General features: G+C 32.7%; 21 protein-coding genes, 1 tRNA gene, 1 other RNA gene and 2 pseudogenes. 16 read left to right on the top strand and 9 right to left on the bottom strand.

All coding sequences use genetic code 11. The annotated features are described in order from the left end of the window. The 6 genes from AAHM86_RS02605 to AAHM86_RS02580 all read left to right on the top strand — a co-directional run bounded on the left by AAHM86_RS02605 (position 1) and on the right by AAHM86_RS02580 (position 4514). Positions 1-522 carry a dihydrofolate reductase gene (locus AAHM86_RS02605; protein ID WP_342268196.1) on the top strand — a complete coding sequence of 174 codons (522 nt, stop codon included), beginning with the start codon at positions 1-3 and terminating at the stop codon, positions 520-522. After that, positions 510-1172 (top strand): CADD family putative folate metabolism protein, encoded by a 663-nt coding sequence (locus AAHM86_RS02600; RefSeq protein WP_342268195.1) that lies wholly within the window; start codon positions 510-512, stop codon positions 1170-1172. Before AAHM86_RS02605 ends, AAHM86_RS02600 begins: the two co-directional genes overlap by 13 nt. Next, positions 1153-1884, top strand: coding sequence for a coenzyme F420-0:L-glutamate ligase (locus AAHM86_RS02595; protein ID WP_342268194.1), 732 nt, complete (start codon positions 1153-1155; stop codon positions 1882-1884). Before AAHM86_RS02600 ends, AAHM86_RS02595 begins: the two co-directional genes overlap by 20 nt. Positions 1885-1973: 89 nt before the next feature. Next, positions 1974-2969, top strand: a complete 996-nt coding sequence (locus AAHM86_RS02590) for an Mrp/NBP35 family ATP-binding protein (RefSeq protein WP_341748308.1) — start codon at positions 1974-1976, stop codon at positions 2967-2969. A gap of 66 nt (positions 2970-3035) precedes the next feature. Further along, positions 3036-3947, top strand: coding sequence for a lipoyl synthase (gene lipA / locus AAHM86_RS02585; protein ID WP_342268193.1), 912 nt, complete (start codon positions 3036-3038; stop codon positions 3945-3947). Between the two features lie 9 nt (positions 3948-3956). Beyond that, entirely contained in the window at positions 3957-4514 is a 558-nt protein-coding gene (locus AAHM86_RS02580; RefSeq protein WP_341748306.1) for a phospholipase D family protein, read from the top strand. A 38-nt stretch (positions 4515-4552) separates the two neighbouring features. Here AAHM86_RS02580 and AAHM86_RS02575 read toward each other — a convergent pair. Further along, positions 4553-4966, bottom strand: a pseudogene (locus AAHM86_RS02575) (HlyD family efflux transporter periplasmic adaptor subunit); the annotation flags it as partial. Between the two features lie 92 nt (positions 4967-5058). Here AAHM86_RS02575 and AAHM86_RS02570 point away from each other — a divergent pair. Further along, a complete protein-coding gene (locus tag AAHM86_RS02570) occupies positions 5059-6255 on the top strand; it encodes an IS3 family transposase (protein ID WP_342268192.1) in 1197 nt (398 codons plus the stop codon). Here AAHM86_RS02570 and AAHM86_RS02565 read toward each other — a convergent pair. The 5 genes from AAHM86_RS02565 to AAHM86_RS02545 form a co-directional block, all read right to left on the bottom strand. After that, on the bottom strand, positions 6224-6448 hold the full coding sequence (locus tag AAHM86_RS02565) for a hypothetical protein (RefSeq protein ID WP_342268191.1): 225 nt from the start codon (positions 6446-6448) through the stop codon (positions 6224-6226). The genes AAHM86_RS02570 and AAHM86_RS02565 overlap by 32 nt on opposite strands. 245 nt (positions 6449-6693) lie before the next feature. Then, positions 6694-7449 (bottom strand): tRNA pseudouridine(38-40) synthase TruA, encoded by a 756-nt coding sequence (gene truA, locus AAHM86_RS02560; protein ID WP_342268190.1) that lies wholly within the window; start codon positions 7447-7449, stop codon positions 6694-6696. 15 nt (positions 7450-7464) lie between these two features. Then, the gene (locus AAHM86_RS02555) at positions 7465-8130 is read right to left on the bottom strand and encodes an ABC transporter ATP-binding protein (protein ID WP_342268189.1); all 666 of its coding nucleotides are present in this window, start codon (positions 8128-8130) and stop codon (positions 7465-7467) included. After that, entirely contained in the window at positions 8123-9370 is a 1248-nt protein-coding gene (locus AAHM86_RS02550) for a lipoprotein-releasing ABC transporter permease subunit (RefSeq protein WP_342268188.1), read from the bottom strand. The genes AAHM86_RS02555 and AAHM86_RS02550 overlap by 8 nt, the downstream gene beginning before the upstream one ends. Further along, on the bottom strand, positions 9371-10540 hold the full coding sequence (locus AAHM86_RS02545) for an MFS transporter (protein WP_342268187.1): 1170 nt from the start codon (positions 10538-10540) through the stop codon (positions 9371-9373). It abuts the gene before it with no gap. A gap of 229 nt (positions 10541-10769) precedes the next feature. On the opposite strand from AAHM86_RS02545, the pseudogene metK reads away from it, so the two are divergent. The 3 genes and pseudogenes from metK (at position 10770) to htpG (ending at position 14144) form a co-directional block, all read left to right on the top strand. Further along, positions 10770-11919: pseudogene (gene metK, locus AAHM86_RS02540) on the top strand (methionine adenosyltransferase). A 21-nt stretch (positions 11920-11940) separates the two neighbouring features. Further along, positions 11941-12267, top strand: coding sequence for a DUF167 family protein (locus AAHM86_RS02535; RefSeq protein WP_341748436.1), 327 nt, complete (start codon positions 11941-11943; stop codon positions 12265-12267). Positions 12268-12284: 17 nt separating this feature from the next. Then, positions 12285-14144, top strand: a complete 1860-nt coding sequence (gene htpG / locus AAHM86_RS02530; RefSeq protein ID WP_342268186.1) for a molecular chaperone HtpG — start codon at positions 12285-12287, stop codon at positions 14142-14144. Positions 14145-14241: 97 nt separating this feature from the next. Here htpG and AAHM86_RS02525 read toward each other — a convergent pair whose 3' ends face one another. Continuing rightward, positions 14242-14724, bottom strand: a complete 483-nt coding sequence (locus tag AAHM86_RS02525; protein ID WP_341762000.1) for a ClpXP protease specificity-enhancing factor SspB — start codon at positions 14722-14724, stop codon at positions 14242-14244. Between the two features lie 245 nt (positions 14725-14969). Next, positions 14970-15326, bottom strand: a transfer-messenger RNA (tmRNA) gene (ssrA, locus tag AAHM86_RS02520). Between the two features lie 220 nt (positions 15327-15546). Here ssrA and AAHM86_RS02515 point away from each other — a divergent pair. The 6 genes from AAHM86_RS02515 (at position 15547) to AAHM86_RS02490 (ending at position 18457) form a co-directional block, all read left to right on the top strand. Then, positions 15547-16284 carry an ABC transporter substrate-binding protein gene (locus AAHM86_RS02515; RefSeq protein WP_342268185.1) on the top strand — a complete coding sequence of 246 codons (738 nt, stop codon included), beginning with the start codon at positions 15547-15549 and terminating at the stop codon, positions 16282-16284. Then, positions 16269-16751 (top strand): flavin reductase family protein, encoded by a 483-nt coding sequence (locus AAHM86_RS02510; protein WP_342268184.1) that lies wholly within the window; start codon positions 16269-16271, stop codon positions 16749-16751. The genes AAHM86_RS02515 and AAHM86_RS02510 overlap by 16 nt, the downstream gene beginning before the upstream one ends. Then, positions 16748-17500 (top strand): 4-hydroxy-tetrahydrodipicolinate reductase, encoded by a 753-nt coding sequence (gene dapB, locus AAHM86_RS02505; protein ID WP_342268183.1) that lies wholly within the window; start codon positions 16748-16750, stop codon positions 17498-17500. The genes AAHM86_RS02510 and dapB overlap by 4 nt, the downstream gene beginning before the upstream one ends. A gap of 103 nt (positions 17501-17603) precedes the next feature. Beyond that, the gene (gene rpmB, locus AAHM86_RS02500; RefSeq protein WP_341748296.1) at positions 17604-17897 is read left to right on the top strand and encodes a 50S ribosomal protein L28; all 294 of its coding nucleotides are present in this window, start codon (positions 17604-17606) and stop codon (positions 17895-17897) included. Continuing rightward, a complete protein-coding gene (rpmE, locus tag AAHM86_RS02495; protein WP_341748295.1) occupies positions 17894-18121 on the top strand; it encodes a 50S ribosomal protein L31 in 228 nt (75 codons plus the stop codon). The genes rpmB and rpmE overlap by 4 nt, the downstream gene beginning before the upstream one ends. Positions 18122-18380: 259 nt before the next feature. Further along, positions 18381-18457 (top strand) — tRNA-Met (locus tag AAHM86_RS02490). Between the two features lie 244 nt (positions 18458-18701). Here the strand turns inward: AAHM86_RS02490 and ruvX are convergent. Next, positions 18702-19175: a Holliday junction resolvase RuvX gene (gene ruvX, locus AAHM86_RS02485; protein WP_341748294.1), complete on the bottom strand. Its 474-nt coding sequence runs from the start codon at positions 19173-19175 to the stop codon at positions 18702-18704. Positions 19176-19198: the final 23 nt, after the last annotated feature.

Genomic DNA, 19198 nt, shown 5'->3' with positions numbered 1-19198 from the left:
ATGATAAGCAAACAATCTATATCTATTATAGGAATCATGGCAGCAACAAAAGATGGGGTCATAGGTTGTAATAATGCCTTACCATGGTATTATCCAGGTGAGATCAAGCATTTTAGAGCTACTACCCACAATAGTATAGTTATTATGGGGCGTAATACTTATCAATCTATGCCGAAAACACTATTTATAGACAGGCAGGCCTTTGTTTTATCTAATGATAACAACTTACAATTAAATGATACTAAAGTTTTTACCTCTCTACAAAAATGTTTAGAACATCTTAAAGAATCGAAAACTAACTATAAGATTTTTATGATCGGAGGGGGGCAAATAGCTCATTTATTTCTAGAACATAATTTAATTTCTTCTTTTATCCTTACAGAAATACATAAATTCTATTCTGGTGATGTATATTTGGATCTTCGGTATTTCAGAAGATGGACAAGATATACTCTAAAGAAATCAAGTGATTATACAATTTATCTATTAAAAAACCCTGAGGAGGTTTCATGGAATTTATAAATAATTTGGACAATACATTGGAAAAATGGTCTTTACTTAAACATCCATTTTATCAAGCTTGGAATAATGGTATCTTGGACAAGAATACACTGAACGTTTATGCTCAAGAATATTATAATCATGTTGCTGCTTTTCCTAGATATATCAGTCAGATTCACGCTTTATGTGTTGATATCCAGGCTAGACAAGTCTTATTAGATAATTTGGTTGATGAAGAACAAGGGGACAATAATCATCCGGAGCTATGGTTACGTTTTATTGAAGGATTAGGGGGTTCTCGAGATGATGATAAGAATCCAAAATTTGAGTCAACAAAAAGATTGGTTAATGGTTTTTTTGAGTTAACTCAAACAGATTATCCTACTGGACTTGGAGCCTTATATGCTTATGAAAGACAAACTCCAACAGTATCAAAAGTCAAGATTGATGGTCTGAAAAAACATTATAATATTCATAATCAAAGAACCTTAGAATTTTTCGTTGTCCATGCAAAAACTGATATATGGCATACCAATGAACTTATTAAGCTGATTAACGAACTTAATAGCATAGAACAAAAACAAGTACATTATGGAGCTGTGAAGGGGGCTAAATTACTCTGGCAATTTCTTGATGGGATGGAAGGGTTATATGCAAATTCATGCCATTAAGACTTATAAAATCCAATATGGTGAGTCATTACAAACTATATTGACTCAATATATTGCAGATTTAAAAGAAGGTGATGTTGTAGCTATAACTTCAAAAGTAATTAGTGTATTAGAGGGAAGGTTTGTTAAAAAAGGTGATATTGATAAATATACATTAATTCTACAAGAGGCAGATCAAATATTAGAGACAGAAGAAAATAGGTATAATATTTACTTAACTATAAAAAATGGCTTACTAATTCCCTCTGCTGGTATTGATGAATCTAATGTCGATGGTGTTTATGTATTATATCCTCAAGATGTTCAGAAAACAGCCTATTGGATTTGGCAATATTTACGCAATAAACATAATATTCGCGATCTGGGAATTGTTATAACCGATAGTCATACAACTATTATGAGACGAGGTGTAACTGGAATTGCTCTTGGTTGGTGTGGTTTTAGTCCCGTATATTCCTATATTGGTAAGCATGATATTTATAATCAATCTTTAAATGTCACACAAATTAATATATTAGATTCATTAGCAGGAGCAGCTGTTTTTGTTATGGGAGAAGGCAATGAGCAAACCCCTATCACTATTATTAAGCATGCTCCCCGTTTGACCTTTCTTGACAGACCTCCATCGGAAGAAGAAAAACTTAGCATTGTCATTAGTATGGAAGAAGATTTATATGGTCCATTATTAAAATCGGCGAAATGGGTAGGTTAAAAAGCGTGCAATAATGATCCGGTAAATGGATTAATGTGCGTTGAAAAATAAGATTATTAACGGTAAGAGCTTCATTTTACTTAAAAACGATGATTGATATAAACCAACAACAAATACTAAATAAAATTTCAGATATCACTTTTAGTGACAATACAAAATTAGTCAGTATTATATCTAATATTATAATTAAGGATAAAAATATTGGGTTTGCCATTGATATTCTTGGTAAAGATTCCAAGGAAATCGATGAAATAAAAATTAAAGCTATTAATAAATTAAATGAAATACCTAATATTGGGAAAATAACTATAGTTTTAACTAGTAGCAAAGGTGTAGCTAAAAAATCAACTAATCCAAAAGTTAAGCATTTCATTGACGGAGTAAAGAAGATAATATTGGTGGCATCCGGTAAAGGGGGAGTTGGTAAATCTACTATAACAGCATTGATAGCGGAGCAATTAAATCTTGAAGGATACAAGGTAGGAATAGTGGATGCTGATATTTATGGTCCGTCAATTCCGCAAATATTTGGTATTAGTGGTGTACCTGAAATAGTATATAATAAAGTGACCCCTTTAAAATCGCGGGGTATTGAAATTATTTCTATAGGATTTCTTATTAAGGATAATTCAGCTATTGTTTGGCGTGGTCCAATGGCCAGCAAGACCATTTATCAACTATTATCTCTCACCCATTGGCAGGAGTTAGATTATTTAATTATTGACATGCCTCCTGGTACTGGTGATATTCACTTAAGTATTTTAGAAAATTACCAACTAGATGGAGTAATAATAGTAACTACTCCACAAAAAATGGCTGCAATAGATGTCGTTAGATCGATTGATTTATACAGAAAATTTAACCTACCAATTTTAGGTATTATAGAAAATATGAGCTATCTAGTTGAACCAAGTTCGGGAAAGAAAATTCAGATATTTAACGGTAATAGTGGAGAAAATTTTGCCAAAGAATATAATATACCTTTAATCTGTAAGATTCCTATTGAACCCAAATTATCTTACAACTGTGATAACAGCACTAGCCTTACAGATATAGTTAAACTACCAATAAAACAATTTGTTTAATGATATACTAAAATGATTTGAATATAAAATTCATAAAAAAGCAGGTCATAAATAAAGCAGGATTATATGTCAAACATAATCAAGATAGAAGAAGCTCAACCCCTTAAAAGACCTGATTGGATAAAGGTTAAAGCACCAAATTCATATCAATATCATGATACAAGAAAACTAATTGAGAGTTTAAAATTAAATACAGTTTGTCAAGAAGCTGCTTGCCCTAATATAGGGGAATGTTGGGCAAAAAAACATGCTACAGTTATGATTTTGGGATCTGTCTGTACTCGTGCTTGTAGATTTTGTAATGTTAAAACTGGTCGTCCCGATTTACTCGATCCTCATGAGCCACAGAGACTAGCACAAGCCGTAATGAAATTAGGGCTTGAACATGTGGTAATTACTTCAGTTGATCGAGATGACTTAGATGATGGTGGGGCTGAGCATTTTGCCAATTGTATAAAGGAAATAAGACTAGTTGCTCCTAATACCACAATTGAAGTTCTAACCCCAGATTTTCTTAAGAAAGATGGGGCAGCTGAAATAGTGGTATTAGCAAAACCTGACGTTTATAATCATAATGTAGAGACAGTGCCTTCTCTATACAAAACTATCAGACCAGGAGCGAGATACTATAATTCATTAAGTCTTTTGCATAATGTAAAAAAATTAGACTCTGAGATTTTTACTAAATCAGGTATGATGGTTGGTCTTGGAGAAACAAACGATGAAATTATGCAAGTAATGGACGATTTAAGGGAAGCTAAAGTTGATTTTCTAACTATAGGACAATATTTACAGCCAACCAAAAACCATGCAGCAGTTGCTAGATATGTTCCCCTAGAAGAATTTAAATATTTTGAAAGAGTAGCAAGGGTTAAAGGGTTTTTGATGGTTTCCGCCAGTCCATTAACCCGTTCTTCTTATCATGCTGGTGATGATTTCCAAAAATTAAAGGGGGCTAAGGCCTTGGTTTCGGCATAGTATAAGAAAATGAAAAAACTACCTAAAAAGCTTAATCTACACATAATAATATCGTTCTTACTCGGCATTACTATCGGGATAGGATATAATGAGGTACGAGAAACAGCTTCTTGGCACAGTTTTCATACCGAAACTGATAATTTAAATGTTTGTTTTACCCCGCCATCCGGCTGCGGATCATTAATAGCAAAAGAAATATCCAAGGCTAAGGATAGTATTTATGTTCAAGCATTTGGTTTAACTTCGCAAAATATAGTGGATCAACTAATTAAAGCTAAGCAAAACGGTGTTCAAATAAGGGTATTATTGGATCGTAGTAATTTACACGATAGATATTCTAAAATGCATGAATTAAAACGGGCTGGTATTGATGTTTCAATAGATAAAGTACCAGGTATTGCTCACAACAAAGTTATGATCATTGATAAAAGTAAGGTGATTACCGGTAGCTTTAATTTTACCAATGCAGCTGATAATAGAAATGCCGAAAACGTATTATTAATAGAGAATAGCGATATTGCAGCAACTTATTTGCAAAGCTGGTTTAGTCGTCGAGCAAAAAATTAATTAATTGAGGTATACTCGAATGATTCTGCGAATTTGGGTTAATTAGTTCTGACCGAAACTATAGCAGACATTCCTGGTATCAAATTACTAGTAATATCTTTAGGAGTCTCAAAATCTATTAGCACAGGAATCCGTTGAACAATCTTAGTAAAATTACCAGTTGCATTATCAGTCGGAATTAGACTAAATTTTGAGCCGGTAGCTGGTGATATATTACGTATTCTGCCGTATATGATCTTTTTTGGTAAAGAATCAAACTGTAATTTAACTTTTTGCTTTGGTTGCAATTTTGCAATTTGCGTCTCTTTAAAATTAGCTTTTACATACATTTGTTCATCCTGCACAACAAAAAATAATACTCTCCCTGGATTAATAAAATTACCTACCTGCAAGCTACTATTTGCTATTATTCCGTTAACTGGGGCTATAATTTGGGTATTTACTAAACTTCTAGCTATATAATGGACTGAAGAAAATGGACAAAAAAATAGAGTTAAAAGTTTCCTAATTAAGATAAAATAATAAGAAAAAATTAGGAGAAAAAATGACAAAAGAAAAAGTAAGAGTTTTTAGTGCTGAAGAAAAAACTAGGATAGTATTAGAAGTGCTGAAAGAAGAGAGTCCATTATCAGTGATAGCATCAAAATATGAGATAAACTCCAAGACAATTAGTAATTGGAAAAAACAATTTATATCAAATGCAGCATTGGCTTTTGAACCAGCAAAACTGGTAAGTAAATATCAGGAACAAATTAATATGCTGAAAGAACAAAATGATGAATTAGCGAAAACTCTTGGAAAAACAATAGTAGAGAGAGATTGGGCTGTGGGAAAGCTACAAAGCTTGGACTTATCAAATAGAAAAGAATTTGTCGATTCCAAGCTAGCAATGTTACCAAAGACAAGGCAATATGAATTATTAAAGATTAATCGTTCTTCAATGTACTATAAAGCAAAACCATTTAGTGGGTATAACTTAAATATTTTAAATAAAATAGATGAAATATATACTGATAATCCTGAATTTGGTTATCGTTATATCCATAGACAATTATTAGAAGATGGCTTGGTTATTGGTAAGGATCGGGTTCTAAAATATATGAACATGATTGGCATAGAGGCTATTTATCCAAAGAGGAAAAAGTTAACATCTGGAAAAGATAAACAGCATAAAATTTATAGTTATTTGCTTGATAAATATTGGTCTAATCTAGGTACAAGTAAAACTGTAGATGTACCTAACGCTAACGAGGTTTGGAGCGGAGATATCACTTATGTTAGAACTAATTCGGGATTTATGTACATGGCGGCAATTATAGATTGGCATAGTAGAGCTGTGTTGAGTTATAAATTGTCAAATAGTATGGATGTAAGTTTGGTAACTGAAGTATTGCATGATGCACTTAACAAATATCCTGCACCGCAGATACTTAATAGTGATCAGGGCAGTCAATATACTAGTCATGAACACATTGAAATTTTACAAGAGCATAACATTAAAGTTTCGATGAATAGTAAAGGAAGAAGTATTGATAATATAATTATGGAGAGATTTTTCCGAACTTTAAAATATAATTGTATATTTATTAATGATTTTAAAGATGTTAAAGAGCTAAAGAGTGGTATTGATGATTACATCAATCACTATAATTATAGAAGATTCCATTCAAGTATTGGTTACAAAAAGCCTATGAATGCCTATCTAAATTCTATACAAAATTATGAACAAATTGCAGCTTGAAAAATGCAAAAATGGGAAACAACATTATTATTTTTTTGTCTTGATTTTTCAGTCCAGTATCCGCATTATCAGTCGATTCTGTATGATTCCAAATATAAATATGATAAGCTAGGTAGACGACTATTACGCCAAACAAAATCAGAAAATATTTAGCAAATGGATGAGACTTATATTGTTCAAAGATTTTTAACATAAATTAACCTCAGTTTGATATAATAAATTAATAGTAACCTCAAGTAATCATCGCCATTAGGGGTGATGTCCACAACTGTTGAAAGTTAAAAAACCGTCATTACAAGTTACCCACCAAAAATAAATTTTTAGGTACAAAAAAAATGACAAATGGTATAAAAAGTGTTAGCAACCTAGAGACCGTCGAGGCAATAGTGCCGAAAGAGCCTGATTGCAAGTTTAGTACGCAGAAGCTCCATACATGAGTTAATAGTCAACTCTAAGAAAATACAACCCACATGCTGGAGCTTTTATACCTGCTGCCTCTCTTTTTTTAGCATCCAAAGCTTTTTGTATATCACCTTCCTGCCATATATTGCGTCCAACTAATACTAAACTACCAACAATATTTCGAACCATATGATGTAAAAAAGATCGAGCAGAAACATATATTTTTATATCGTTGTTTTCTTGTGTAATAACTAACTTAGATAAGGTTTTTATAGGTGACTTTGCTTGGCAATATTTACCTCTAAATGAGCTAAAATCATGATTTCCTATGAGATAGAAAGCTCCATATTTCATTGCTTCAACATCAAGAGGTTGTTTTATCCACCAAGCACGATTTAAATCTATTATCACTTGACTAGGTCTATTAATAATTCTATATACATAATGACGTTCTACAGCAGAAAATCTTGCATGAAAATCTCCGCCGACTAGAATACAATCAACTACCCCTATATGATAAGATCTTACAAAATAGTTAATAGCCTGTATAACTTTATAGGGCTGCATATATTTCACTAAATCGAAATGTGCTACTTGCCCTAAAGCATGAACCCCTGCATCAGTCCTGCCAGCTCCATGAACCACTACTTTTTCACCAGTAAATTTGTATATACCATCTTCCAGTATTTGTTGAATAGATATAGCATTACACTGCCTTTGCCAACCAACAAAAGCAGTTCCTAAATATTCAATGGTAATTTTATACCTATAAAAATCTACTAGTTGATTCATGAATTTATTTACCGCCTATTTCAGCTCTCCATACTGCAATTCATACACTCTATGCATCTTATGTGCCATTTCATGATTATGAGTTACCACAATAATAGAGGTATGTTGTTGTTTGGCGGTTTTAAGTAATAAGTTAAAAACCTCATTAGCAGTATTAGTATCTAGATTACCAGTAGGTTCATCAGCTAAAATAATTTTAGGATTATTAATTAAGCTACGAGCGATAGCTACTCTTTGTTGCTCTCCACCAGATAGCTCACCCGGCATATTATGTATTTTATTGGCTAGTCCTAACTCTGCTAATAGCTCTTCTGCCTTCTTAAGAGTTAATTTATAACTATCGCCAGCAATTAATTTTGGCATTGCTACATTCTCTAAGGCAGTAAAATCTTTGAGTAAATGATGTTGTTGATAGACAAAACCTATATTACGCAGTCTTATTATATGAGCATGATTTTGGCAATAGTTTGTTGACTCTATCTGCACCTCTCCATTATTTGGGGTATCAAGTAGACCAGCTATATGCAGTAAAGTTGATTTACCACTACCAGAAGAGCCTATTATGGCAACTAGTTCTCCTTGCATTACAGTTAAGTTAACATTACTTAATACTTCAATAATAGATTTTCCCTGCTTATATTTTTTAGAAATATTTTTTAACATTAATACAGCTTTATTCATAACGCAAGGCATCCACAGGATTTAACTTAGCAGCTTTATATGAAGGATAAATTGTTGCACAAAAACATAAAACTATAGAGATAGTTGATACTAATATAACATCTTCTAATCTTACCTCTGACGGTAGAGTATATAAAAAATAAATCGCTGCTTCAAAAATTTTAGTACCGGTTACTTTCTCCAAGATATTTCTAATAGACTGGATATTATAAGCAAAGCTTGTACCCAATATGATACCTAAAATCGTACCGAGCAAACCTATAAACATGCCATTACAAATAAAAATAAGCATAATCTGCCTAGTACTTGCACCAATAGTACGAAGCACTGCAATATCCGAAGTCTTGTCTTTAACTAACATAAATAAGCTAGACACGATGTTAAAGGCTGCTACCATAATAATCAAAGAGAGAATAGTAAACATTGCTATCCTTTCAACAGCTAAAGCATTTAGAAACTGTAAATGTGATTTCTGCCAACTTGTCACTCGTAATTTTGATCCTAAAAGATTTTGTATCTCCCAAGCATAAATTCCCGCGTTACTCGGTTCTATCGTTATTACTTCGATTAGATTAATAACTTCCTTGAAAGATAGAAAATTTTGGGCAGCAATAAGTGGCATTAAAATAGTTGCTGAATCATAATCATACATACCGCTAGTGAAAGTAGCCACAACCCTGAATTCTTTAGATATAGGCATACTACCAAAAGCAGTAGAAATTGAATTGGGAGAAATTAATTTTATTTTTGTACCCGCTTGAACTCCTAGGTTACTAGCAAGTTCATTACCAACTGCTACCACATCTGTACCAAAAAAATCGGTAAAATCTCCAGTATTAACATTCTGTAAAATTTGATTTTTATATTTGAGTTCAGTTAAATCTATACCTTTAATTATAGCACCACTATTCATTCTTTTACCTAGTGCAAGAGCTTGACCGACAATGCTTGGAGAAATATGTTTTATATAATTCTGACTAATTAATTTTTTGTTAATTTCATCATAATTTGCGATAGAACGTGATACTGGTGTTATGCTAATGTCACCATTAAGACCAATAATGTTTTTAGTCAGTTCATAATGAAAACCGTTCATAACGGACATAACCACTATCAATGCAGCAACACCGATAGTTACACCCATCAAAGAAACACCAGCAATAATAGAAACAAATCGCTCGTTCTTCTTAGCTCTAAAATATCGAACTGCTACTTTTAGAATAAAATTATCTTTTATCATTTATTTAGGTTCATCAAATATTCTATCTACTTGCAATAATTTATAACAACCAATCAATGCTATAACTATAGTGATGCACATAACAATTGCTAATGGCTTAAAAGTGCCCTGATAAAAATAACTAACCAACTGCAAACATAATGCGGTAACAATCAACCTTCCTGATACCAATATAGCAGTAATTCTGCCTTTAGCATTTGGTATACTCTCTAACGCCAAAGGCCATAAAATATTACAAGGGAATATCATGCCAATAGCCACTAATTGTGTTACTATTGTTATGGTTAATGGGTCATTAGTCTTGCATATCACCAAAACTATAGCGGCAATTATAAAAGCTACAAGTGCTAAAATACTAAAGAAAAAACATTTTTTTTGTCCAAAATTCTTCAATAAATAACCACTGCTAAAACTTACAGCCGAGAATACTGCAGCCATTGCTCCCTGATAAAAACCAAACTGCTGAATAGACACTCCTAAATCTCTCATGTACAAGATGGGAGCGATAGCAATAAAAACCCAATAACCCTGCATAATAAAAAGCATGGTTACTATATGATAGACAGCTTTTCTAGATTTAAATACTACGCTATAGCCTTTTAAAGATATGCTAACATTATAATTTATCTGCCCTTTGGGAATAAATAATAGACCGATTATCAAACAAAATATCCCAAATATTAACAGTATAACAAAATTACCTCGCCAACTAAGCAAAAAATTTACATAACTTCCTACTACCGGTGCAAAAGCCATGGCTAAAGTAATTGCCCCATTTAAAGTCCCCATCATTTTTTGTTGTTGCTTAACCGAATATAAATCAGCCAGTACTACATAGCCTAATACTGCTACCCCAGATATACCAATTCCTTGCAGAAATCTACCAAGTAGTAACATGTAATAATTAAGACCAAACACACAAAAGATACTACCAACAATAAATATTATAAGACCTATAATAATAATTACTCTTCTGCCAAACCTATCTCCTAAATTTCCTACTATCAAGGAAGTAACACAGTGGGCTATGAGATTTATTCCTAATAAAAATTCCACCTTAAAAGTAGAAAGATTAAAAGTATCTTGTAAATCTGGAAAACTAGGGACAAATAAATCCACTTCAGCCCCAGCTAAAACTTCCATAATTAAAATAGTAATAAACAAATTCATAAAAAAATATATACTCCTTGCAAATGAAGAGTTGATAAACAACAAAGCAATCTAAACGTCATAATCAACAGTTAATATAAACATAAGCAAAACTACCTGCTAACCACCTGCTTTTTTGTCTAAATTTTCCAGTCCATTATATACTTAAACTTCACAATTTGTAATACTTACTCTATAACTCCTTAATATTCAATCTTAATGTTCAATACTAACTTTAGGAAATAATATTATGACAAATTATCATTTATTTACTTCTGAGTCTGTCTCTGAGGGACATCCAGATAAAATGGCTGACCAAATTTCAGATTCTATACTGGATGCAATTCTTAAGGAGTATCCAAAAAAGAGTCGGGTAGCATGCGAAACACTTATAAAGACTGGACTAGTATTTATAGCTGGAGAAATCACAACAGATGCTTGGGTTAACATTGATCAAATAGTACGCAATATTATAAGAGAGATAGGCTATACTAGCTCTGATATAGGTTTTGACGCAGACTCTTGTAGTGTGATTACTTCAATAAGCAATCAATCTCCGGATATTGCATTAGGTGTAGATAATCGTGAAGATCATGAAATAGGTGCTGGTGATCAAGGTTTGGTGTTTGGGTACGCAACGAATGAGACTCCTACATTTATGCCTGCACCAATTATCTATGCTCATAAATTAGTTATGAGACAAGCTGAACTCAGAAAAAAGGGCATCTTGCCTTGGTTAAGACCAGATGCTAAAAGCCAAGTCACTTTTAAATATGTTGAGAATAAACCAGTTGGTATAGACACCGTTGTGCTTTCTACGCAGCATCACCCTAATATCTCTCATGCTGATTTAGTAGAAGCAGTAATTGAAGAAATCATTAAGCCTGTGTTACCAGATGAATGGATTGATAAAAATACTAAATATCTTGTGAACCCAACAGGAAGGTTCGTAATTGGAGGGCCTTTGGGAGACTGTGGACTTACTTACAGGAAGAAAAATAATAGTTGACACTTAAGGTGGAATAGCACGCCACGGTGGCGGATGTTTTTCTGGTAAGGATCCAACAAAAATCGATAGATCTGCATCTTATGCAGCAAGATATCTAGCAAAAAATATTGTAGCAGCAGGTGTTGCACAGCGTTGTGAGATTCAAATTTCTTATGCTATTGGAGTTGCCCAGCCAGTTTCTATAAGTATTGAAACGTTTGGGACTAGCAAAATGAGTGAATCAGCAATAATTGAATTAATAAAGAATAATTTTGATTTAAGCCCAGGCGGTATTATAAAAAAACTATCTTTATATAATCCAATTTATCTTAAAACAGCATCATATGGGCATTTTGGACGGGAAGATCAAGATTTTCCTTGGGAAAGAATAGATAATATAATGGGACTATAAAATAAGTTGATAATGCAATATATGAGTAAGATTTTTAACTATAACCCCAATAAGAAATTAGCCATTATTGCTCTTAAGGTTAAAGCTAACGCAAAGACAAATAAGATAGGCGAGTTTATTATAATTAATGATAAATATTATCTAAAATTATTTATAAAATCAGTGCCAGAGGATGGCAAGGCTAATAATTCTATTATCAATTTTCTATCTAAAAAATGGAAAATTAATAAAAATAATTTTGAGATAATATTAGGTTACACTAGTAGTTTAAAATTATTAGCAATAAAAAATATTGAATCAGACTATTTAAATTTACATTTAAAACACTATATACATAACATTAAATAGTATTATAGGACTTAACTATGACCCAAGAAAAAAAGAAGTTTGACGCTGAAGTTGGTAAGATTTTAAATTTAATGATCCATTCTCTTTATACTAATAAAGAGATTTTTATGCGTGAGTTAATATCTAACGCTTCGGATGCTTGTGATAAATTAAGATACTTAGCCCAAAGCGATGCAAAACTTATTGCAGATGATCCTATCTTTAAAGTTACTGTGAGAATTGATAAAGATAAAAGGCAGATTATTATTAGAGATAATGGTATTGGTATGAACCGAGAAGATTTGATCGATAATCTAGGAACTATTGCAAAGTCTGGTACAGGAAATTTCTTAAACAACCTGTCTGGAGATGCTAAAAAAGATAGTATGTTAATAGGACAGTTTGGTGTTGGATTTTATTCAGCTTTTATGGTTGCTGATAGCATTACTGTTACCTCGCGAAAAGCAGGAGAAGAGAAAGCCTATGTCTGGCAATCAGATGGTCTTGGGGAATATATGGTCGATGATTTTGATCATGATTTTACTAGGGGGACTGAGGTGGTTATTCACGTTAAGCCAGAAGAAGATAGTTATATTGATCATTTTAGATTGAAGCATATAGTTAAAAGTTATTCTGATCATATTGCCATACCTATATATTTTATTGATGAGTCAACTAATAATGAAATACAGCTCAATTCAGCTTCTGCATTATGGACAAGACCGAAATCTGATTTGACTTTTGAGCAATATAAAGAATTTTATAAAGCTTTATCTTATTCGATGGACGATCCTTGGTTAACTATTCATAATAAAAATGAAGGTACTGTTGAATTTACTAATTTGTTATTTATTCCGTCAACTAAGACTTTTGATTTATTCCACCCCGATCGTAAGAGAAGAGTAAAATTATACATCAAGAGAGTTTTCATTTCTGATGAGAATGTAGATTTAATACCTTCTTACCTAAGGTTTCTAAGAGGGGTAGTAGACTCAGAGGATTTACCTCTTAATATTAGCCGCGAATCTTTGCAGCATAATAGTACTTTAGAGAAGATTAAAGCTGCAATAACCAAAAAAGTCTTGGGTGAACTCAAAAAGAAAAAAGACGAGTCTATAGAGGAATATAGCAATTTCTGGTCCAATTTTGGGGCTGCTTTAAAAGAAGGATTATGTGAGGCAACTAGTGATCATGATAAATTACTTGAGACATGTATATTTAAAAGTAGCCTTTTAAGTAAGATGATTAGCCTTGATGACTATATTAGTAACTTTAAAGAAGGACAGGATACTATATATTATCTTAGCGGTGATGATCCAGCAAAATTACTCTCTAGCCCCCAAATAGAAGGATTTTTAAGCAAAAATATCGATGTACTGCTGTTTACTGATACAGTTGATGATTTTTGGGTTAATGTCAATAGTAGCTACAAAGGTTATGCCATAAAATCAGTTACTAGAAGTGATATTGATTTAGAGAAATCTGAGCAGAAAATAGAAGATGTAAAAAACGAAAATGATGAATATATAAAATTAACGGAATATTTTAAAGAAATATTAGGTGATTTAGTAAAAGATGTAAGGATTTCTAAAAAACTTACTTCAAGCCCAGCTTGCCTCGCCGTTGGAGACGGAGCTATGGATATTCGTATGGAAAGATTCTTAATTGAGCAAAAACAATTAATAGCAGCATCTGCTAAAATATTTGAGCTAAACCCTAAGCATAAAATTATTGAGAAAATTAACGCTGATGTAATCTCAAATAATAAGGACTATGCTAATGAAGAATTGGTTAGATTAATGTATGACCAAGCCTGTATTTTAGAAGGTGAGCCAGTCAATGATACTGGTGGATTTGCAAAAAGACTTAATGATATTATGCAAAAAGCTATCTTATAAACTTAACAATCAGATGCAGAGTCGTCTTAAATCTGATTGTTTCTATAATTTCACCGATTTGGGATAAGAATTGACAAATTCTTATCTCAAATTCGCGTTATACGGGTTTACTGGGTTTCCGAAATTTGTCCAAAACTATTATATTATCTGCTGAATTAGATTTACTTTTAGAATCGCTAGACACCTTAATTGTTTCTCTTTTCTTCTCGTTAGGCAATTCATTAGATTTGATTGTTTCTAGCTTAAACTTTAGGCTGTAACCATTATTAGGATCAACAAAGCTGATAAGCGAATCAAATGGTACATAGATAGTTTCTTTGATACCATCAAAACTAATTGTTACAGAAAAGCCATTGAGTCCTACAGTTAAATCTTCAAATTGATATTGTATTACTATAGTTATTTCTTTGGGATAACGTTCTTTTATCCTAGAAGATAAAACTACGGCAGGATTATCAGTTTTGTAAGAAATATACAAGAGTTGATTCAGCTGCAACTTATCAGTACGAATTTTTGAAAGAATCTTTTTTACAAATTCCAACATACATTCGTTAAGAAATTGTTGATATGGGGTCTTCATAGTTATAAACTAAACAAAGAAAATAACACAAAACTAGATATAGCTAATCCGAAAATGTTTGATCCATAGTAACAACCTTGATGTCATTCCTAGCTAAAAACGGGAATGACATAGCTTATAGCTAGGTCACATTATAACTAAAACCTTTTCAGGTTAGCTATAGGCTGAACAAAATTTAAATAGTCTTATTCAAGCCTTATTCATATGAGGTTTTGTATATCTCTAGTTATGCAAGATAAAATTCTAGCGGGGCTTTTTCTGTTGCCCGGTTAAGCCCCCAACCGCGTAGGACTAGGCAGCTAGTGCTGCAGTTCCTACGAAACGTTCATTATCATTTGCGTTTCTTTTTTTAACCCAACGACACAAGGTCCGGCGGAATTATACCGAGTAAAGATAATTTTTTTATTAAGCACGTCGATCCTATTTCGCCCCCATGAAAGCTTATGGATAAAACCTGTAGTATCCTTCTATCACAACTTAATTTGGTGGAAGCGTCGGGTACCGCCCCCGAGTCCGCAACCTCTATTCTAAATCACGTTTATTACTATAGCTACAAAAGCAGCAATTTTATACTACAACAATTATAATAGGATGTAAAGGGCAAATTTTAAAAAAGTCTATTGTATATACTTATAAGAAGTGCGATAATCAATTAACATGAGTTCGATTCTAATTCCCTCGATGTCATTCCCGCGTAGGCATTATACCCAGTATAGAAGGATAATTATTACATCGAACTCACGCGAATTTGGGATAAGAATTAGTCAATTCTTATCCCAAATTCGGGTAACTCAGATTAATTAAAACAGTTATTTGATTTTTATGAAACTAATAAAGCTATTCTTCCTTGTTATATGTTGTTCCTTTTTAATGATTGGTTGTGATAATCAATCTAAAGAACAAAATTTAATAGTTGCAACTTCTGCAGATAACCCCCCTTACGAATTTATCCAAAATGGCCAAATAGTAGGATTTGATATTGATATTATTAATGCTATAGGAGAACAAATAGAGAAAAAAGTTATAATTAAAAATTTTGATTTTAATGGTTTACTTGCATCTTTGACTACTGAAAATGTTGATATAGTGATAGCTGGGTTATCGGTAACCGAAGAGCGTAAAAAACATATTAGCTTTTCAGTTCCTTATATATTAACAAATGTGTCAATATTGTATAGATCAGCAGATAATTTAAAGAATACTGGAGATTTGGATAATAAAGCTGTGGGTGTACAACTTGGTACAACATGGGCGGTAATAGTTCAGGATTTAGCTAAGCAGTTTAATATTAGAATAAATTATTTATCAAATAATTTAATGCTAGTCGAAGAGTTAAAGTCAAAAGTTATAGATGCGGTGGTACTAGAGGCATCCCAATCTAAGAAATTTATTGAGAATAATCCTGATCTTGCTAGCTTCGGTTTAACAGAGTTTTCATCTGAACTAGCTATTGCTATGCCAAAAAATTCTAAACTTATTGATAGTGTTAATAAAGCTATTGCTGAATTGACAGAAGATGGAACAATTAGCCGTATTACTAAAAAATGGCTTCAACAGTGAATTCCGAACGATTTAAACAAGCTCTTAGCACTTTGCCTACAGGTGTTACTATTATCACTACTTTATACAATAATAAGCTATTTGGTTTTACTGCAGATTCCTTTACCTCAGTTTCCTTGTTACCACCTTTGGTATCGTTTTGTCTTGATAAACAGGCTTTTAGTATGAGTGTTTTTACTAGTAGTAAATATTTTGCTGTTAGTATTCTAGCTGAGGATCAAGAAGATATTTCTAGGCATTTTTCTAAGTTTAACACTGATAAATTTGCGGGTATTTCGTATAATTTAGGGTGTACTACTAATTGTCCTTTGATTGAGGGAGCAGTTTGCCATATTGAATGCAACAAATTTAGTCAATATGAAGTAGGAGATCATGTTATATTGGTTGGTGAGGTGATAAATACTATAGTGAACAGTAACTTAAACCCACTAGTACATTGTTTAAGACAATATAGAGGATTAAAATGACTGTTTGTATAGGTGTTTGTGGTGCAACTGGTAAAATGGGGCAGATGATAATTCAAAGAATGAATGGATTTAATGCTTGTACACTTTCTACAACATTTACTAGAAAAAATAGCATAGATGATCTTGCTGAGTTTTGTCAGAATTCTGATGTAATTATCGACTTTTCTAGCAGTGAAATATTAGAAAAATTACTTGATTATGCTATTAGCTACAACAATAAATTAGTGATTGGCACTACTGGTCTAACTCAATATCAGCTTGATCACTTAAACGCAGCTTCCAAAAGCTTGGCTATATTATATTCAGCTAATATGAGTTTAGGTGCGAACTTACTTACAGTACTGGCAGAAAAGGCAGCAAAAATTCTAGATAATACTTACGATATAGAGATTCTAGATTGTCACCATCGTATGAAGAAAGACGCACCTTCTGGTACAGCTATAATGTTGGGTAAGGCTGTAGCTAAGGCTAGAAATTTAGATTTTGATGAATATGCAGTATTTGATCGTAGTCAGAAAGGTCAAAGACAGCCTGATGAAATTGGTATTAGTTCTATTAGGGGAGGGCAGATACATGGGGAACATGAAGTGTTATTTTTAGGTAATAACCAAGTTCTTAGTATAAAACATCAAGCATTAAGTAAAGAATCCTTTGCTGATGGGGCAATTCAGGCTGCAATTTGGTTATTTGACAAACCAGCCGGGCTTTATTCAATGCGTGATATGTTCTCGCTACTTCAAAAGTGTTAACGATTTTTACATTAAAGTTTACATAATATTAATATACATATTGACATAAGACCTTATTATATAGTATAATCCTGTGTTATAAATTATGGGAAGGGAGATCACGATGTCTCGTAGATGTGAGCTTAGTGGAGTAGGTGTTTTATATGGTAATAAAGTATCACACTCACAAAGAAAAACTAGAAGACGATTTGAACCTAACCTAAGGGTGGTGAGGTTTGCAAGTGATCTGACGAAGCAAGAATATAAGCTTTCGGTAAATGCCAAATGTATGCGTTCTGTTGAGAAAGTAGGTGGTTTTGATGCATATATGCTTAAAATATCATGTGATGTACTCTCAGATAAAGCAAAAGTAATTAAAAGAAAGATAGCTGAGAAAAAAGTTGGTGCTTCATTATGAAAACTGGAATACACCCAAAATATAAAAAATTCAAAATTATTATTAGTAAGGATGTTTTTGAAACAAACTCTGGTGGTCATGCAGAAGAGATTTTGATGGATGTTGATTATAGGAAACATCCAGCATGGACTAAAGAATCTGGAAATGTTGTTAACCAATCTAATAAAAATATCAGTGACTTTAATAAGAAGTTTGCTGGGCTTAGTTTTGGTAAAAAAGTATAGCTAGGCTTTTTACTCAAGGTGGATGTCATCCTAAGCGGGGTAGAGGATTTGTTAAAACTAAGTAGTTTAGGTTCTGAAATAAATTTAGGGTGACGTCATGGTAAGTGCGTATATTATAGGAGTGTCTACGAATTGAATAATTTTTAGGAAAAATGTAGAAGAGTATACCGCAAGCAGTACGCAAATATACGTAAGGAACGGAAGCAAGTTTTGACAATAAAATTACCAAGAAGAATCAATTCACAGGTACTTCCATTATCGTGGGGTGGAGCAGTTTGGTAGCTCGTCAGGCTCATAACCTGAAGGTCGTTGGTTCAAATCCAACCCCCGCAACCAATTATGGTACGAGTTTTAGTCTATCTGAGTTTGTTCTTGCAGTGTCCCATATATACTCGATGAAAATCAAGAATTGCGTTGTCATTATCCAAGATTCTAGTGATACTCACGTACTAATATGTATGCCTAGCACCTCGATTTAGTAATTCCTGCTACTATCATGATTTTGATTCTATCGTCCTATCAACTCTTCATTTACGAACAGTATATGACGTCTATGTATTTTTATTACACTAGGATACACTTAGGTTCTGTGGAGTTTCTTAATAGAATCTAAAGTAGTTTCTAAAATCATACTTGCTGCGATTGAATCATCTTTTTGGTTACGTTCTCGTCTTTTGATTCCTAGCGATTTTAATAAACTATTGGCAGCAAGGGAAGTAAGTCTTTCATCTTGTAGATATATAGGAAGATTTATGGCTAAACTAAGCTTTTTGCTAAATTTTAATACAATCGCAGTTTGATTACTAGCCTGACCATTCATACTAATCGGCAGCCCTACGACAACACCACAGCTAGAATAGGTTGTGATCAAGTCTAATATTGATTTGATCTTATTTTCTTCTGTTATCTCATATATAGTTTTTATAGGCATAGCGATGGTATGTTCTTGATTTGAGACAGCGATGCCTGTTTTTCGTGTCCCATAATCAACAGATATAATTGGTCTATTAACTTGTAAAAGTTGAAAAAACTCTTGCAGTGTTGATGTTATCATGATACCTAAGTTACAATCATACA

Origin of the sequence: Candidatus Tisiphia endosymbiont of Empis tessellata, from assembly GCF_964031035.1 — a bacterium.
Lineage (GTDB): Bacteria > Pseudomonadota > Alphaproteobacteria > Rickettsiales > Rickettsiaceae > Tisiphia.
The sequence above is the reverse complement of the archived record's forward strand: the minus strand, read 5'-3'. Positions and strand labels throughout refer to the sequence as shown.